Below are 15,330 nucleotides of genomic sequence, written 5' to 3'. Positions count from 1 at the left end.
CGTTGCGGCATCCGCCGGGCATGGCCCGGCGCTAGCGGGCGGTTCAATCGCCGATGCGTGCCTTCTGCCACGGACCGAGCATGGCGTTGAGCAGGCTGGCCTGCTCGTCGTCTCCGGTCAGCTCCCACATGAACACCCCGGCCAGGCCCTGTTCGCGGGCGAACTGCGCGCGCAGCCCGATCGAGCGCGGGTCCTCGTAGCTGATGAAGATCTTCTGCTCCGGGTTGTACAGCCACGGGCTCTGCGCCTGCGGCTGCCAATGCTTCGTCCAACCCGGCTGGTCGAGATAGCGCGCCTTGATCACCCGCCAGTCGCCGGCGTCGGCCGGTGCGCTGTAAGGCTGATACAGGCCATCCGGTGCATCGCCGGTGACCCTGAAGCCGCGCCCGTAGAATGGCACGCCCAGCACCAGTTTATGGGCCGGCACACCGTGCTCGCGGTAGTACTGCACCGCGCCGGCCACGTTGTTCCAGCGCCGCAATTCCGGCGCCAGCGGATCGGCCGCCACCTCATGCAAGGGCGCGTTGAAGGTCGACACCGCCGAGAAGCCGGTGCCCATGTCGTAGCTCATCAGGTTGATGAAATCGAACACCTTGGCCAGCGCCGGAAGGTCGTAGCTGGCGGCCGGATCGTACGGGCCATCGGCCTGCAGGCGGCCGGCGGCCAATGCGGCAGTCAGCAGCATCGGCTGTCGCGCCTTGCGCCCGTGTGCGTCGAGTACCACGCGGAACGCCTGCGCGAGCCTGGTCAGGTTGGCGCGATCCTGCGGACGGTGCGCCAGCTCCTTCGGTCCACCGCTGACCGGGAATTCCCAGTCGATGTCCACGCCATCGAAGCTGCCGGCGTGGCGATCGAAGAACAGCGTCATGCACGAATCAACCAGGCGCTTGCGGCTGGCCTCGGTCAGCGCCGCATCGGAGAAGCCGCCCGCACCCCAGCCGCCGATCGAGATCAAGGTGCGCAGATGCGGGTGTGCCTTCTTCAGCTCGGCCAGCGCGGCGAAGTTCTTCGGTGCTTCCGCGCCGATCGTGCAGCGGCCGTCCTCGATGGTGGAGAACGCGTAGAACAGGTGGGTCAGCCGCTCGGCCGGAATGCTCGATACCGGATAGCGCTCGGCCGAACCACCCGGATAGTAGGCACCGAAGATCGGCGGCTGCGCCGGCGCGGCGTGCGCGGCAATAGGCAAGGCACCGGCAATCAGCACGGCAAGGACGGCCACGGTCTGGCGGAACATGGGATCTCCCGGTTCGAAGGCGCAGCCACGTTAGCAAACCGATGCGTCCGCGGTGCGGATGTCGTGGCATGTCGTCCACCGGACAGGCTCGATCCAACGGGTGGCGACAGCGGGGCAGTCATGCCACTGCCTTCGTGCACTGCAGCAGGACATGCAGCGACGCTGCGGAATCTTCCTTCCCGCATCGGCTAAGGTAGCCGCGGATCTCCAACCGCGCATGGACATGAGTACCGACCACGACAACACCAACGACGGCGAACGGCTGGACGACGAAACCCTCGACGAACGACAGCTACTGGAAGCGCGTGCCTACGCCGTGTTCCGCGAAGGAGACCTCACACAGGCCGTCGCCCTGTTCGGTGAACTGATCGGGCATGCCCCGGACATTGCGTACCTGCATTACATGCGCGGGCTGGCGCACAAGTATCTGCGCGACTGGCCGGCCTCGTTGCAGGACAACCTGCAATCGCAACAATTGCAGGGCGAGTTCGATGAGGCCAGCGCATGGAACGCCGGCATTGCCGCTACCGCCATGGGGAACTGGGCCGAGGCACGCCACCAGTGGACGCAGTGCGGCATCACCCTCCCCGAGGGCGAAGGCCCGATCGAGGGCAACTTCGGTGTCGCCTGCGCGCGCCTGGCCCCCTGGTCCGATGCCGAGGTGGTCTACATGAGCCGCATCGACCCGGTGCGCGCACGCATCGACAACGTACCGCTGCCGGAGAGCGGCTTCCGCTTCGGTGACATCGTGCTGCATGACGGCGCTTCCACCGGACGTCGCGCCTACGGCGAGCGCGAGGTGCCGGTGTTCAATGCGATGCAGCGCCTGCGGCAGTCGGACATGGCCACCTTCACCGTGTTCGTGCAATGCACCGCGCCTGATGACATCGATGCTCTGCAGGCACTCACCCTGCCCGGTATCGGCATGATCGAGGACTGGACCGCGAGCGTGCGACGGTTGTGCCGACGTTGCAGCTATGGCACGCCGCACCAGCATGGCGACGAGGCAGAGGCTGCGGAGGATAGTGGCTGGGCGTGCGAGCGCGATCTCGGTATCGCCGCACAGGGCCGGGCCGCCGTGGAAACGTTGATGGCGATGTGGGTTGCCGCTGCCCCTGGACGCGTGCTGGAGACGATCGAGCAGCGGGAGCATCCGCTGAGTGAGCCTGAGCCTGGCCAGGTGTGGTGGCTGGGGGAGGAGGAGGAAGGCGCGTAAGTGCAAGGACCAACGGTCCTCACCCACAGGATTCCAGGCAAAGAAAAAGCGGGCCGAAGCCCGCTTTTTCATCTGCGAAAGCGTGAGGACCAACGGTCCTCACCCACCACACAATCGGCGAGGCCGATTATTCGGCGCTGGCACCTTCGCCTTCTTCCACGGCCTTCATCGACAGGCGGATACGGCCCTGCTTGTCGACTTCCAGTACCTTGACCTTGACCACATCGCCTTCCTTCAGCTTGTCGCCGACCTTCTCGACGCGCTCGCTGGAGATCTGCGACACGTGGACCAGACCGTCCTTGCCCGGCAGGATGGTAACGAACGCACCGAAGTCCATGATCTTGGCGACCTTGCCTTCGTAGATGCGGCCCGGCTCGACGTCCGAGGTGATCTGCTCGATGCGGGCCTTGGCGGCCTGGGCAGCGATGGCGTTGACCGACGCAATGACGATGGTGCCGTCATCCTGGATGTCGATCTGGGTGCCGGTTTCCTTGGTGATGGCCTGGATGGTCGAACCACCCTTGCCGATCACTTCGCGGATCTTGTCCGGGTGGATCTTGATGGTCAGCAGGCGCGGCGCGTAGTCCGACAGCTCTTCGCGCGGAGCGGTCAGGCCGTGGGCCATTTCGCCCAGGATGTGCAGACGGCCGGCCTTGGCCTGCTGCAGAGCCTGCTTCATGATCTCTTCGGTGATGCCTTCGATCTTGATGTCCATCTGCAGGGCGGAGATGCCCTCAGCGGTACCGGCCACCTTGAAGTCCATGTCACCCAGGTGATCTTCGTCACCCAGGATGTCGGACAGGACGACGAAGCGATCGCCTTCCTTGACCAGACCCATGGCGATACCGGCCACCGGGGCCTTCACCGGCACGCCGGCGTCCATCAGGGCCAGCGACGAGCCGCAGACCGAGGCCATCGACGAAGAACCGTTCGACTCGGTGATTTCCGAGACGACGCGGATGGTGTACGGGAAGGCTTCCAGCGACGGCATCACTGCCAGCACGCCGCGCTTGGCCAGACGGCCGTGGCCGATCTCGCGACGCTTCGGGCCCATCATGCGGCCGCACTCACCCACCGAGTAGGGGGGGAAGTTGTAGTGGAACAGGAAGTTTTCCTTGTACTCACCGGAGACGGCATCGATGACCTGGCCATCACGGGCGGTGCCCAGGGTGATGGTCACGATGGCCTGGGTCTCACCACGGGTGAACAGCGAGGAACCGTGGGTACGCGGCAGCACGCTGGTCTTCACGGCGATCGGGCGGACGGTGTCCAGCGCACGGCCGTCGATGCGGACCTTGGTGTCCAGCACCGAGTTGCGCATGGTGCTGTATTCCAGCTCGCCGAATTCCTTCGACAGCTCGGCCGGGTTCCAGCCGTCGGCGGCAACGCGGCCCGCCAGGCCTTCCAGCACGTCCTTCTTGATCGCCGAGATGGCGTCGCGGCGCTGCAGCTTGTCGCGCACCTGGAAGGCTTCGCCCAGGCGCGGGCCGACGGCTTCCTTCAGGGCGCTGATCAGCGCTTCGTTCTTGGCCGGGGCTTCCCAGGTCGACGGCTTGGTGCCGGCTTCGACGGTCAGCTCGTTGATGGCGTTGATGACCTTCTGCATCTCGCGGTGACCGAAGGTCACGGCGCCCAGCATCACTTCTTCGGACAGCAGCGCGGCTTCCGATTCCACCATCAGCACGGCGTTGGAGGTACCGGCAACGACCAGCTCCAGCTGCGAATCCTTCAGCTCGGTCACGGTCGGGTTGAGGATGTACTCACCGTCCTTGTAACCGACCTTGGCAGCAGCGATCGGGCCCATGAACGGGGTGCCGGCCAGCGACAGCGCGGCCGACGCACCGATCAGTGCCGGAATGTCACCATCGATGTCCGGGTTCAGCGACATGACCGTGGCGATGATCTGCACTTCGTTCTTGTAGTCTTCCGGGAACAGCGGACGGATCGGGCGATCGATCAGACGCGAGATCAGGGTTTCCTTCTCGGTCGCACGGCCTTCGCGCTTGAAGAAGCCACCCGGGATGCGACCACCGGCGTAGAACTTCTCCTGATAATCGACGGTCAGCGGGAAGAAGTCCTGGCCCTCACGCGCGCTCTTGGCGGCAACGGCGGAGACCAGCAGCACGGTGTCGTCGAACTTGACGATGACGGCGCCACCGGCCTGGCGGGCGATTTCGCCGGTCTCAAGCGTGACGGTATGTTTGCCGTACTGGAAGGTTTTGGTGATTTTTGCCACGGAGGGTGTCCTTGGGGATGCTGTCTGCGAATTTGGACCGTCGGCGACCCTTGCCGCCAGCGGGTGGCCGGATCGTTCCGGCCTGAATCGGGGATTGCGGTGCTACAAAACAAAACCGCGGCGCATCGCTGCGCCGCGGGGGATTCGTTGCTTAGCGACGCAGGCCAAGCTTCTCGATCAGGGCCTTGTAACGCTCGACGTCCTTCTTCTTCAGGTAGTCGAGCAGGCTGCGGCGGCGGTTGACCATCTGCAGCAGGCCGCGGCGGCTGTGGTGGTCCTTCTTGTGGGTCTTGAAGTGGCCGGTCAGCAGCTCGATGCGGGCGGTCAGCAGGGCCACCTGGACTTCCGGGGAGCCGGTGTCAGCCGAGCTGCGCTTGTTGTCTTCAATGACCTTCTGGGTGTCGATCGACATTTTTTCTTTCTCAGTGATGCGTGGCCGGCAGGAACGCGCTTCGCGCACCGCCAGGCTCGCCGTGGACTACGAGGATGAAACCTGCGCGAGGCAGATTGCCGGAAAACGGCCGCGAAATTGTAACGGTCAGGGGGCTCCGGAACAAGGTCCGGGGCTGAACCGCCCTGCCCCGTTCAGAGGTTGAAGCGGCGCTGCGGAGCCAGCAGCCCGCTGCCATCGACCTGGCCCAGGCCCTGGACAACCTCGTCCGGGCCGAACACGGCCACCAGGCCCTGTGGCCAGGACGCATCGCGCTGGCGCTGGCCGACGCAGAAGCGGTGGGCCTGGTCGGCATCGAGGTCGACCCGGGGGTATTCAGCCAGGCCGGCCGCCAGCGGCAGCAGCAGCGCGTCCATGCCGGCCTCATCACCGGCCTCGACCATCGCACGCAGCTGATCCAGGGTGACCATCGCCGGCTCGCGGAACGGTTCGACCCACAACCGGCGCAGCGCACTGATATGGGCGCCGCACCCCAGACTTTCGCCGAGATCGCGGGCCAGGCTGCGGATGTAGGTGCCCGAACCGCAGGTCACACGCAGACGCAACCGCTCCGGATGCTGTTCCAGCACCTCGATGGCGTGCACGTGGACCTCGCGCTCCGGGGCTTCGATGGCGTCACCGCGACGCGCCTTCACATACAGCGGCTCACCGCCCTGCTTCAACGCCGAATAGATCGGCGCACGCTGGCGGATGCTGCCGGTCAACGGTGCCAGGGCCGCCTGCAGGGCGTCGGCACTGATCGCCGGCACCGGTCGCTGCAGCAGCACCTGGCCCTCGGCGTCGTCGGTATCGGTGGTCTGGCCGAGCACGATCTCGGCATCGTAGGCCTTGGCCGAGCCCAGCAGCAGGCCGGCGATCTTGGTGGCCTCGCCGAAGCACAGCGGCAGCAGGCCGGTGGCCAGCGGGTCGAGGCTGCCGGTGTGGCCGCCCTTCTCGGCACGGAACAGGCGGCGCGCCACCTGCAGGGCAGCGTTGGAACTCATGCCGGTCGATTTGTCGAGCAGCAGGATGCCATCCAGGCGGCGGAACTGAATTCGGGTCATGACAGGTACGGGTAGCGCCGGGCCATGCCCGGCAAGCGCGCAGCGCGGTCTGCATCAGACATCACGCAGCCGGAATGCAACGACGCCGGGCATGCCCGGCGTCGCGCGGTTATTCTTCGTCGCCCTTGCGACGCTTCTCGGCGGCCACGGTGTCGGGCAGGTCGCGCAGGATGTTGTCGATATGCTCGCCACGATCGACCGAGTCGTCGTAGTGGAAATGCAGCTCCGGCACGTGGCGCAGCTTCATCGCCCGGGCCAGGTCCATGCGCAGGCGGTACCCCAGCTCCTTCAGGCCCGCCACGGCTTCAGCCGAACGCTCGGGCATCAGGGCGGTGACGAACACCTTGGCATGAGCCATGTCGCGGGTGATTTCCACGTCGGACACGCTCACCGAGGGCAACCCGTGCTCGCGCACGGCGTTGTGCACCAGGGTGCCGAGTTCACGGCGCAGCTGGGCGGAGACACGGTCGGTTCGATGGAAAGTCTTGGGCACGCGGCGGGGCTCTTCTTCGTATTGGGTCTTGAACAGCTTACAGGGTGGAACCGGAACCGGGCCCGAAGGCCCGGTTCCGTGCAGCATTACAGGGTGCGCGGCACTTCGATGCGCTCGAAGCACTCGATCTGGTCACCCGGCTTGACGTCGTTGTAGGCCTTCACCGCGATACCGCATTCGGTACCGTTGCGGACTTCCTCGACGTTTTCCTTGAAACGACGCAGCGATTCCAGCTCGCCCTCGAAGATCACCACGCTGTCGCGCAGCACGCGGATCGGCTTGTTGCGCTTGACCACGCCCTCGATGACCATCGAGCCGGCGACGGCGCCCAGCTTGGAGCTGCGGAACACGTCGCGGACCTCGGCAATACCGATGATCTCTTCGCGGATCTCCACGCCCAGCAGACCGGAGGCCACCTGCTTCACCTGATCGATCACGTCATAGATGATCGAGAAGTAACGCAGGTCCACGCCGTTGGATTCAATGATGCGACGCGCCGAAGCATCCGCACGCACGTTGAAGCCGATGACGGTCGCCTTCGAAGCGGCCGCCGAATTGGCGTCCGACTCGGTGATGCCGCCCACGCCGGAGTGGATCACGTTGATGCGGATGTCTTCGTTGGACAGCGCGACCAGCGCCTGGCTCAGCGCCTGCACCGAACCCTGCACGTCGGCCTTGATGACCAGGTTGAGGACCTGCTGGCCCTCGCCCTTGCCCAGGGTCGCCATGATGTCTTCCATGCGGCTGCCGGCAGTGGCCACCAGGCGCGATTCACGGCGCTTGGTTTCACGCTGCTGGGCAACGTCCTTGGCCAGGCGCTCGTCGTCAACGACGACGAAATCGTCACCGGCTTCCGGCACGCCGGACAGGCCCAGGACCTGCACCGGGATGGACGGGCCAGCGAACTCCGGCTGCTTGCCGGTTTCGTCGAACAGCGCACGGACGCGGCCGTACTGGATGCCACACACCAGGTAGTCGCCCTTCTTCAGGCGGCCCTGCTGCACCAGCACCGTCGCAACCGGGCCACGGCCCTTGTCCAGCGAGGATTCGATGACCACACCGCTGGCGCGGCCTTCGTCGACCGCCTTCAGTTCCAGCAGTTCGGCCTGCACCGACACGGCGTCCAGCAGATCGTCGATGCCCAGGCCGGTCTTGGCCGAGATCTCCACCATCTGGATGTCACCACCGAAATCTTCGGCCACGACCTGTTCGGACAGCAGCTCGTTCTTGACCCGCATCGGGTCGGCACCGGACTTGTCGATCTTGTTGATCGCCACGATCAGCGGCACACCGGCCGAGCGGGCGTGCTGGATCGCTTCCTTGGTCTGCGGCATGACACCGTCATCGGCAGCCACCACCAGCACCACGATATCGGTCAGCTTGGCACCGCGGGCACGCATCGAAGTAAACGCGGCATGGCCCGGGGTATCCAGGAAGCTGATGACGCCCTTGGGCGTATCGACGTGGTAGGCACCGATGTGCTGGGTGATGCCGCCGGCTTCGCCGGTGGCGACCTTGGTGCGGCGGATGTAATCCAGCAGCGAGGTCTTGCCGTGGTCGACGTGGCCCATGATGGTGACCACCGGCGGACGCTGCACGGCTTCGCCCTGGTTTTCACCGGTCGAGGCCAGCAGTGCGTCTTCGGCGTCGTTGTCATTGGCACGGATCGCCTTGTGGCCGAGTTCTTCGGTCACCAGCGCGGCGGTATCGTGGTCGATGGACTGGGTGATGGTGGCCATCACGCCCATCTTGAACAGCGCCTTCACCACCTCGCCGCCCTTCAGCGCGAGCTTCTGCGCCAGGTCGGCCACGGTGATCGTGTCGCCGATGGCCACTTCACGCACCACCGGTGCCGTCGGACGCTCGAAGGCGTGCGGACCGGAGTTGCTGCCACCGCGCGACATGTCGCGACGGCCACCGGACTGGTTCCGGCTACCCGGACGGCCACGGTTGTTGCTGTTGTTGCTGTTGCCACGACGCGCGCGATCTGCAGCCGACAGGTGCATCTGGCCGGCAAAGCGGTCGCCCGGGCCACGCTCGTTGCGCGGCGCGCTGCGGTTGTTGCGATCGTCGCTGCGCGGCGGCGGCGTCGGTGCACCACGCGGCGCGGCCGGGGCGGCGGCCGGAGCACGCGGCGGACGCGGCGCGGTTTCGTCGATCGGAGCACGTACCTTGGGCTTGCTGGCAGCCAGTGCCTCGGCCGCCTTGGCCGCGACAGCAGCCTCCTCGGCCGCCTTCTTCTCGGCTTCGGCACGTTCCTTGGCCGCGACTTCTTCCTCGCGTGCACGGACGATGGCCTCGTCACGCAGGCGATCCTTCTCGGCCAGCGCCTGCTGCTCGGCGAGGTTGCGCGCACGCGACTCCTCGAGCTTGCGCAGGATGTCGGCGCGCTCTTCGTCCGGGGTCATGGCGCGAGCACCATCCTTGACGTAGGTACGCTTCTGGCGCACCTCGACATTCACGGTCGTCTTGCTGCGACCGGAATTGACCGTCACTTCCTGCTGCTTCCGGCGGTTGAGCGTGATCTTCTTTGCAGACTGATCCGTCTCTTCCGGGACCTGCTCGGGCTTGCCGTGCGAACGGCGAAGGAAGCCCAGGAGCTTCACTTTCTCTGAGCTGGTCACGACCTGGTCGGGACCGCTGAACTTCATGCCGGCACCGGCCAGCTGTTCCAGCAGTTTTTCGACCGGCGTGTTGACCAGTTCGGCAAGCTTGCGGATGGTGGTTTGCTGCGACATTCGGATCCTATGATCTTGTGGGCGCCCCCCCGCATATGGAGGTGGCGCGGATTCTACGCCCTGATCGGCTCAGGGCCCTGTTCATTGCCGGCTCATTCGCCGCGTTCCAGTCGGGCGATTTCCTCGGCACGTGCGGCCAGGACCAGCGCAGCGGCGCGCGCCTGGTCCAGCCCTTCGATGCCGAAGTCCATGACCTCGTCGGCGGCCAGGTCGGACAGGTCCTCGCTGGTACGCACGCCGCGGCCGGCCAACGCATATGCGGTGGCTTCGTCCATGCCCTTCAGGGACAGCAGGTCCTGCGCCGGCTGGCCGTCTTCAAGGCCTTCCTCGACTGCCAGGGCCTCATTGAGCAGCGCATCGCGGGCACGAGCGCGCAGCTCTTCGACGATGTCTTCGTCGAAACCTTCCACGGCCAGCAGTTCGCCAACCGGGACATATGCGATTTCCTCGACGGTGCCGAAGCCTTCGCTGACCAGGATGCCGGCGATCTCTTCGTCCACTTCCAGCTTGTCCATGAACAGCTGGCGGGCCGAAGCCTGCTCGGCCTCCGACTTGGCGGTGACCTGGTCCTGGGTCATCACGTTGAGCTGCCAGCCGGTCAGACGGCTGGCCAGGCGCACGTTCTGGCCGCCCTTGCCGATCGCCTGTGCCAGGCGGTCTTCGGCCACGGCCAGATCCATCGAGTGCTTGTCTTCATCGACGATGATCGACTGCACTTCGGCCGGCGCCATCGCGTTGATGACGAAGTTGGCCGGGTTGTCGTTCCACAGCACGATATCCACGCGCTCGCCATTGAGCTCGTTGGACACGGCCTGCACGCGCGAACCGCGCATGCCGATGCAGGCGCCGATCGGATCGGTGCGCTGGTCATGGGCCAGCACGGCGATCTTGGCGCGGTCGCCCGGGTCGCGGGCACAGGCCTTGATTTCCACCAGGCCCTGGCCGACTTCCGGCACTTCCAGCTTGAACAGCTCGATCATGAATTCCGGGGCGGCGCGGCTGATGAACAGCTGCGGGCCACGCGGCTCCGAGCGCACTTCGGCCAGATAGCCGCGCACGCGATCACCGGCGCGCAGCACGTCGCGCGGGATGCCCTTGTCCTTCGGAATGAAGCCCTCGGCGTTGCCGCCCAGGTCGACATAGATGTTGCCGCGCTCGGCGCGCTTGACCACACCGGTGATCAGCTCGCCAACGCGATCCTTCCACGCATCCACGACCTGCTGGCGCTCGGCTTCGCGCACGCGCTGCACGATCACCTGCTTGGCGGCCTGGGCGGCGATGCGGCCGAAATCCGGGTTCTCGATCTGCTCTTCGATGTAATCGCCGACGTCCACGCCTTCGGCTTCGTCGACGGCGTCCATCAGGCGGATCTGGCGGTCCGGCGATTCCATGACCACGTCATCGGCCACCACTTCCCAGCGGCGGTAGGTTTCGTAGCTGCCATCCTTGTGGTCGATGACCACGCGGGTCAGCACTTCCTCGTCGGGATAGCGCTTCTTCGCTGCCGAGGCCAGCGCGGCCTCGATCGCATCGAAGATCACTTCACGCGGCACGCCCTTCTCGTTGGCGACCGCGTCGACTACCAGCAACAGTTCCTTGCTCATTGGCTCACTCCGCGCGCGGCTTCTTTGCCGCCGGCTCGTTGGAAGAAGAATTCGTGTTCGGCTTCGGACGCTTCGGCGCCGGACCGGTCGGCTTGCTCGGGGCCAGCCCCAGCGCGACCCAGTCGGGCATGATCCGTGCCTTGTCGATGTTGTCGGCCGACACGACCACTGCGGTCTTGTCGACGATGAAGGTGATGGTGCCTGCGGCCTCGTCGATGGCGTCGATGCGGCCCTGCAGGCGACGACGATTGTCCTGCGGCAGCTTCAGCGTGACCTTGGCCGATTCACCCTGGTGGCGAGCGAACTGCTCCAGGTTGAACAGCGGGCGGTCCACGCCCGGCGAAGACACTTCCAGCGTGTAATTGCCGCTGATCGGGTCTTCGACGTCCATCTGCGCCGACACTTCGCGGCTGACCCGCTCGCAGTCGTCGACATTGATGATGCGCTCGGGCTGCTCAGCCAGCGGCACGTCGATGTAAAGGCGCAGGGTCGCACCGCCGGGGGCCGGCAGATACTCAACGCCCAGCAGCTCCAGGCCCAGCGACACAACGGTCGGGGCGAGCAGATTCGCGATGTCGGTTGCCTTGTCGCTCACAGCCTGCCTTGATCTCTTGGTTGGGTGCCGGCCTTGGCCAGCGTGAAAACATGACGCCCCGGAAACGACAAAGGGCCCGTTGGGCCCCTTTTCCGGAAAGACTCCGGTGACTGGATTCCGGTTGCAACCTGCACTGCGTGCCGGTTGCGGCCCTCCTTCCGGGTCCGGACTCCCGTGGGAAGGCCGCCTTCAGGGGTACTGCTAGGCCGCAGATGATAGCGACTGCACCGCGCTGGTGCAAGGTGCGCCCCGGGGTCAGATCCCTTTTTCCATGGAAAAAGGGATCTGACCCTGATCGCATGGAAAAGCGGAACACCGCAAAGAAAAACGCCCCCGAAGCAAGGCTTCGGAGGCGATCTCTTTACTTGGTAGCGGGGGCAGGATTTGAACCTGCGACCTTCGGGTTATGAGCCCGACGAGCTGCCAGACTGCTCCACCCCGCATCAGAAGCGGAATTATGAGGCATCACTTCAATAAATGCAAGCTTTTCCTCATTCATCAAACCGGTTGGCGCCGATTCGATGTTGGTAGCGGGGGCAGGATTTGAACCTGCGACCTTCGGGTTATGAGCCCGACGAGCTGCCAGACTGCTCCACCCCGCACCGGAAGTGTTTGAACTGCTGCCCCACTCTTTCGAGGTGGGCTACCGCAACGATGTTCTGGCTGAACCGCTGCAGTGACAACTCAGGCTGCGCATATTACACGAATCGCGCAGCTTTGTGTCAACTTTTATGCAAGATGCGCAAAAGCCTTCTGGCACCACAGCATGATCGGGTTCCAGGACAGGCCCAGGGCCAGCAGCGCCAGTGCGTTCACGCCCAGGACCACGCCCAGCACGCGGTCGTTGCTGCGCGGCATGGCCTCGCCCACCGGCTCATCGAAGTACATGACCTTGATCACGCGCAGGTAGTAGAAGCAGCCCACCACGGCGCACAGCACGCCCAGAATGGCCAGCCACAGCAGGCCGCCATTGATGGCTGCGCCCAGCACCGCCAACTTGGTCCAGAAGCCCAGGAACGGCGGGATACCGGCCAGCGACGCCATGATGCACAGCACCAGGCCGGCCATCCATGGGTTGCGGGCGTTCAGGCCCTTGAAGTCCTCGATGTTCTCGGCTTCAAAGCCTGCACGCGACAGCGCGATGATCGCGCCGAAGGCGGCGGTGGACATGATGGCGTAGGCCAGCGCATAGAACAGCGCGGCGGCATAGCCCTGCGAACCACCACCGGCAATGCCCATCAGCAGGAAGCCGATGTGCGAGACCGTGGAGAACGCCAGCATGCGCTTGAGGTTGCTCTGCGCGATGGCCATCAGGTTGCCGATGACCAGCGAGACCGCCGCCAGGCCAGCGATCAGCAGCTGCAGTTCGGCCGACAGCGGACCCACGCCCATTTCCAGCAGGCGGTAGGCCATGCCGAAGGCGGCCAGCTTCGGAGCCGAGCTGATGAACAGCGCGATCGGTGCCGGGGCACCCTGGTACACGTCCGGCAGCCACATGTGGAACGGAGCAGCACCCAGCTTGAAGGCGACGCCGGCGATCATGAACACCGCACCGGTGATCAGCAGCACGCGCTCTTCCGAGTGCGGGATGGCATCACGGATGACGTCCAGGTGCAGGCTGCCGGTCGCGCCGTAGATCAGCGACATGCCGTACAGCAACAGGCCCGAGGCCAGCGAACCCAGCACGATGTACTTCATCGCCGCTTCCGAGGCCAGGCCGTTTTCGCGGTTGCTGGCGACCAGCGCGTAGGAGCACAGCGCCAGCAGTTCCAGGCCCAGGTAGACCATCAGCAGGCTGCCGGCCGAGACCAGGATCATCATGCCGGCGGTGCCGAACAGGATCAGCACCGGGATCTCGCCCTGGAACAGATTGCGGTCACGCAGGTAGCGCCAACCGTAGATCAGGGTCAGGCCGCTGAGCAGCACGATCCCGGTCTTCATCACGTCCGCAGCGGTATCGCGCACGAACATGCCATGGAAGACCTCCCCCTGCCCGCCCACGCCGGTAGCCAGCATGAACAGCACCACGGCCAGCGCAGCGAGCGAGAACAGGTGGGTGACGATCTTGTTCCGGTTGCTGACGAACAGGTCGAGGATCATCAGGGCGAAGGCGCTGCCGATCAGCACCAGCTCGGGAGCGAGCGGTGGCAGGTCAGCAGCGGTCAATGGCAGCAGCGGCGAGGTGGTCATCATCAAATCCTGGAATTACAGCAGCTTGCTGGATGCGATCTGCATGGCCAGCTTCGCGATCGAGGGCTCCATCAGGTCGGTCAGCGGCTTGGGGTAGATACCCAGGGCCAGCACGCCGATGGCGAACACGCCCAGCACCAGCCATTCGCGGCCGTTGATGTCCTTCAGTTCGGCGACATGGCTGTTGGCCACTTCGCCGAAGAAGATGCGCTTGTACAGCCACAGGGTGTAGGCGGCGCCGATGATCAGGGTGGTGGCCGCGCCCAGCGCGATCCACGGATTACGCTGGAAGGCCGACAGGATGACCATGAACTCGCCGACGAAACCGCTGGTGCCCGGCAGGCCCGCATTGGCCATGAAGAACAGCATGGCAAAGGTGGCAAACCACGGCATCACGTTGACCACGCCGCCGTAATCGGCGATGCGGCGGCTGTGCATGCGGTCGTACAGCACGCCGACGCAGGAGAACATCGCGCCGGACACGAAGCCGTGCGAGATCATCTGCACCATGGCGCCCTGCAGGCCCAGGCGGGCGGCATCGGCGTTGCCGGCTTCACGCACCAGCCACAGGGCAATGAAGGTACCCAGGGTGACGAAGCCCATGTGCGCGATCGAGGAATAGGCGATCAGCTTCTTCATGTCGTCCTGCACCAGGGCGACCAGGCCGACGTAGATCACTGCGATCAGCGACAGCGCGATCACCAGCCAGGCCCATTCCTGCGACGCGTCCGGGACGATCGGCAGGTTGAAGCGCAGGAAGCCGTAGCCACCGATCTTCAGCGCGATGGCGGCCAGGATCACCGAACCGGCGGTCGGTGCTTCCACGTGCGCGTCCGGCAGCCAGGTGTGGACCGGGAACATCGGCACCTTGACCGCGAAGGCGATCAGGAAGGCGAAGAAGATCCAGGTCTGCTCCTTGGCCGACAGCGGCAGCGCATACAGGTCGGCCAGCTGGAAGCTGCCGCCCTTCATGTACAGGTAGATCAGCGCCACCAGCATCAGCACCGAGCCGAGGAAGGTGTACAGGAAGAACTTCAGGGCTGCGTAGATGCGGCGCGGGCCGCCCCAGACACCGATGATCAGGAACATCGGGATCAGCATCGCTTCGAAGAACACGTAGAACAGCATCGCGTCCGTCGCCGAGAAGATACCGACGGTGACGCCTTCCAGGATCAGGAAGGCGGCCACGTACTGGTTCACCCGCTTGTCGATGGACGTCCAGGCACCGATCAGTGCCAGCGCGCCCACCAGGGTGGTCAGCAGGATCAGCGCGATGGCAATGCCGTCCACGCCCAGGTTGTAGCCGATCTTGTACGCCGGGATCCACGCATGGGTCTCGACGAACTGCATTCCGTCGATGCCCGGGTTGTAGCCGCTCAGCAGCGAGAGGCTTGCAACGAAGGTGAGCACCGCTACGCCCAGCGACGCCCAACGGGCGGTCTGCGCATCACGGATCGCAAGGATCAGGGCACCACCGATGATCGGCAGCCAGATGAGGACACTGAGTAGAGGCCAGTTCGACACGTCTTC

At 65.1% G+C, this 15,330-nt stretch carries 11 protein-coding genes and 2 tRNA genes; 1 reads left to right on the top strand and 12 read right to left on the bottom strand.

Translation table 11 applies throughout. The features are described from left to right. Positions 1–43 precede the first annotated feature (43 nt). Positions 44–1,234 (bottom strand): glycoside hydrolase family 18 protein, encoded by a 1,191-nt coding sequence (locus tag ABH900_RS13125; protein WP_429623353.1) that lies wholly within the window; start codon positions 1,232–1,234, stop codon positions 44–46. A 223-nt stretch (positions 1,235–1,457) separates the two neighbouring features. Between ABH900_RS13125 and ABH900_RS13120 the strand changes: the two genes are divergently transcribed. Then, entirely contained in the window at positions 1,458–2,450 is a 993-nt protein-coding gene (locus ABH900_RS13120) for a hypothetical protein (RefSeq protein WP_429623352.1), read from the top strand. A gap of 127 nt (positions 2,451–2,577) precedes the next feature. Here the strand turns inward: ABH900_RS13120 and pnp are convergent, their stop codons facing one another. From pnp to ABH900_RS13065, 11 genes are all read right to left on the bottom strand, one after another. Next, positions 2,578–4,686, bottom strand: a complete 2,109-nt coding sequence (gene pnp, locus ABH900_RS13115; RefSeq protein ID WP_429623351.1) for a polyribonucleotide nucleotidyltransferase — start codon at positions 4,684–4,686, stop codon at positions 2,578–2,580. 151 nt (positions 4,687–4,837) lie between these two features. Further along, positions 4,838–5,098: a 30S ribosomal protein S15 gene (gene rpsO / locus ABH900_RS13110; RefSeq protein ID WP_005410445.1), complete on the bottom strand. Its 261-nt coding sequence runs from the start codon at positions 5,096–5,098 to the stop codon at positions 4,838–4,840. 173 nt (positions 5,099–5,271) lie between these two features. Continuing rightward, positions 5,272–6,180: a tRNA pseudouridine(55) synthase TruB gene (gene truB, locus ABH900_RS13105; RefSeq protein WP_429623350.1), complete on the bottom strand. Its 909-nt coding sequence runs from the start codon at positions 6,178–6,180 to the stop codon at positions 5,272–5,274. Positions 6,181–6,289: 109 nt separating this feature from the next. Next, positions 6,290–6,673: a 30S ribosome-binding factor RbfA gene (rbfA, locus tag ABH900_RS13100; protein WP_429623349.1), complete on the bottom strand. Its 384-nt coding sequence runs from the start codon at positions 6,671–6,673 to the stop codon at positions 6,290–6,292. A gap of 86 nt (positions 6,674–6,759) precedes the next feature. Beyond that, entirely contained in the window at positions 6,760–9,411 is a 2,652-nt protein-coding gene (infB, locus tag ABH900_RS13095) for a translation initiation factor IF-2 (RefSeq protein ID WP_429623348.1), read from the bottom strand. Positions 9,412–9,503: 92 nt separating this feature from the next. After that, positions 9,504–11,015 carry a transcription termination factor NusA gene (nusA, locus tag ABH900_RS13090; RefSeq protein ID WP_429623346.1) on the bottom strand — a complete coding sequence of 504 codons (1,512 nt, stop codon included), beginning with the start codon at positions 11,013–11,015 and terminating at the stop codon, positions 9,504–9,506. 4 nt (positions 11,016–11,019) lie between these two features. Then, positions 11,020–11,610 (bottom strand): ribosome maturation factor RimP, encoded by a 591-nt coding sequence (gene rimP, locus ABH900_RS13085; protein ID WP_429623344.1) that lies wholly within the window; start codon positions 11,608–11,610, stop codon positions 11,020–11,022. Positions 11,611–11,976: 366 nt separating this feature from the next. Beyond that, positions 11,977–12,053 (bottom strand) — tRNA-Met (locus tag ABH900_RS13080). A gap of 82 nt (positions 12,054–12,135) precedes the next feature. After that, positions 12,136–12,212, bottom strand: a tRNA-Met gene (locus tag ABH900_RS13075). 127 nt (positions 12,213–12,339) lie between these two features. Continuing rightward, on the bottom strand, positions 12,340–13,800 hold the full coding sequence (gene nuoN, locus ABH900_RS13070; RefSeq protein WP_429623343.1) for an NADH-quinone oxidoreductase subunit NuoN: 1,461 nt from the start codon (positions 13,798–13,800) through the stop codon (positions 12,340–12,342). A 15-nt stretch (positions 13,801–13,815) separates the two neighbouring features. Beyond that, positions 13,816–15,324, bottom strand: coding sequence for an NADH-quinone oxidoreductase subunit M (locus ABH900_RS13065; protein WP_429623342.1), 1,509 nt, complete (start codon positions 15,322–15,324; stop codon positions 13,816–13,818). Positions 15,325–15,330: the final 6 nt, after the last annotated feature.

The sequence above is a fragment of the Stenotrophomonas sp. AN71 genome, assembly GCF_050435725.1.
In the GTDB taxonomy this organism is placed as follows: Bacteria; Pseudomonadota; Gammaproteobacteria; order Xanthomonadales; family Xanthomonadaceae; genus Stenotrophomonas.
Note: the sequence above shows the minus strand (reverse complement) of the source record. Positions and strands in the feature narration are given on the sequence as shown.

Bases quoted from the DNA above. Each gene is read 5' to 3' on its own strand.
- ABH900_RS13120 (WP_429623352.1), top strand. From the start codon at position 1,458: ATGAGTACCGACCACGACAACACCAACGACGGCGAACGGCTGGACGAC.
- ABH900_RS13125 (WP_429623353.1), bottom strand. From the start codon at position 1,234: ATGTTCCGCCAGACCGTGGCCGTCCTTGCCGTGCTGATTGCCGGTGCC.
- nuoN (WP_429623343.1), bottom strand. From the start codon at position 13,800: ATGACCACCTCGCCGCTGCTGCCATTGACCGCTGCTGACCTGCCACCG.
- infB (WP_429623348.1), bottom strand. From the start codon at position 9,411: ATGTCGCAGCAAACCACCATCCGCAAGCTTGCCGAACTGGTCAACACG.
- rpsO (WP_005410445.1), bottom strand. From the start codon at position 5,098: ATGTCGATCGACACCCAGAAGGTCATTGAAGACAACAAGCGCAGCTCG.
- truB (WP_429623350.1), bottom strand. From the start codon at position 6,180: ATGACCCGAATTCAGTTCCGCCGCCTGGATGGCATCCTGCTGCTCGAC.
- nusA (WP_429623346.1), bottom strand. From the start codon at position 11,015: ATGAGCAAGGAACTGTTGCTGGTAGTCGACGCGGTCGCCAACGAGAAG.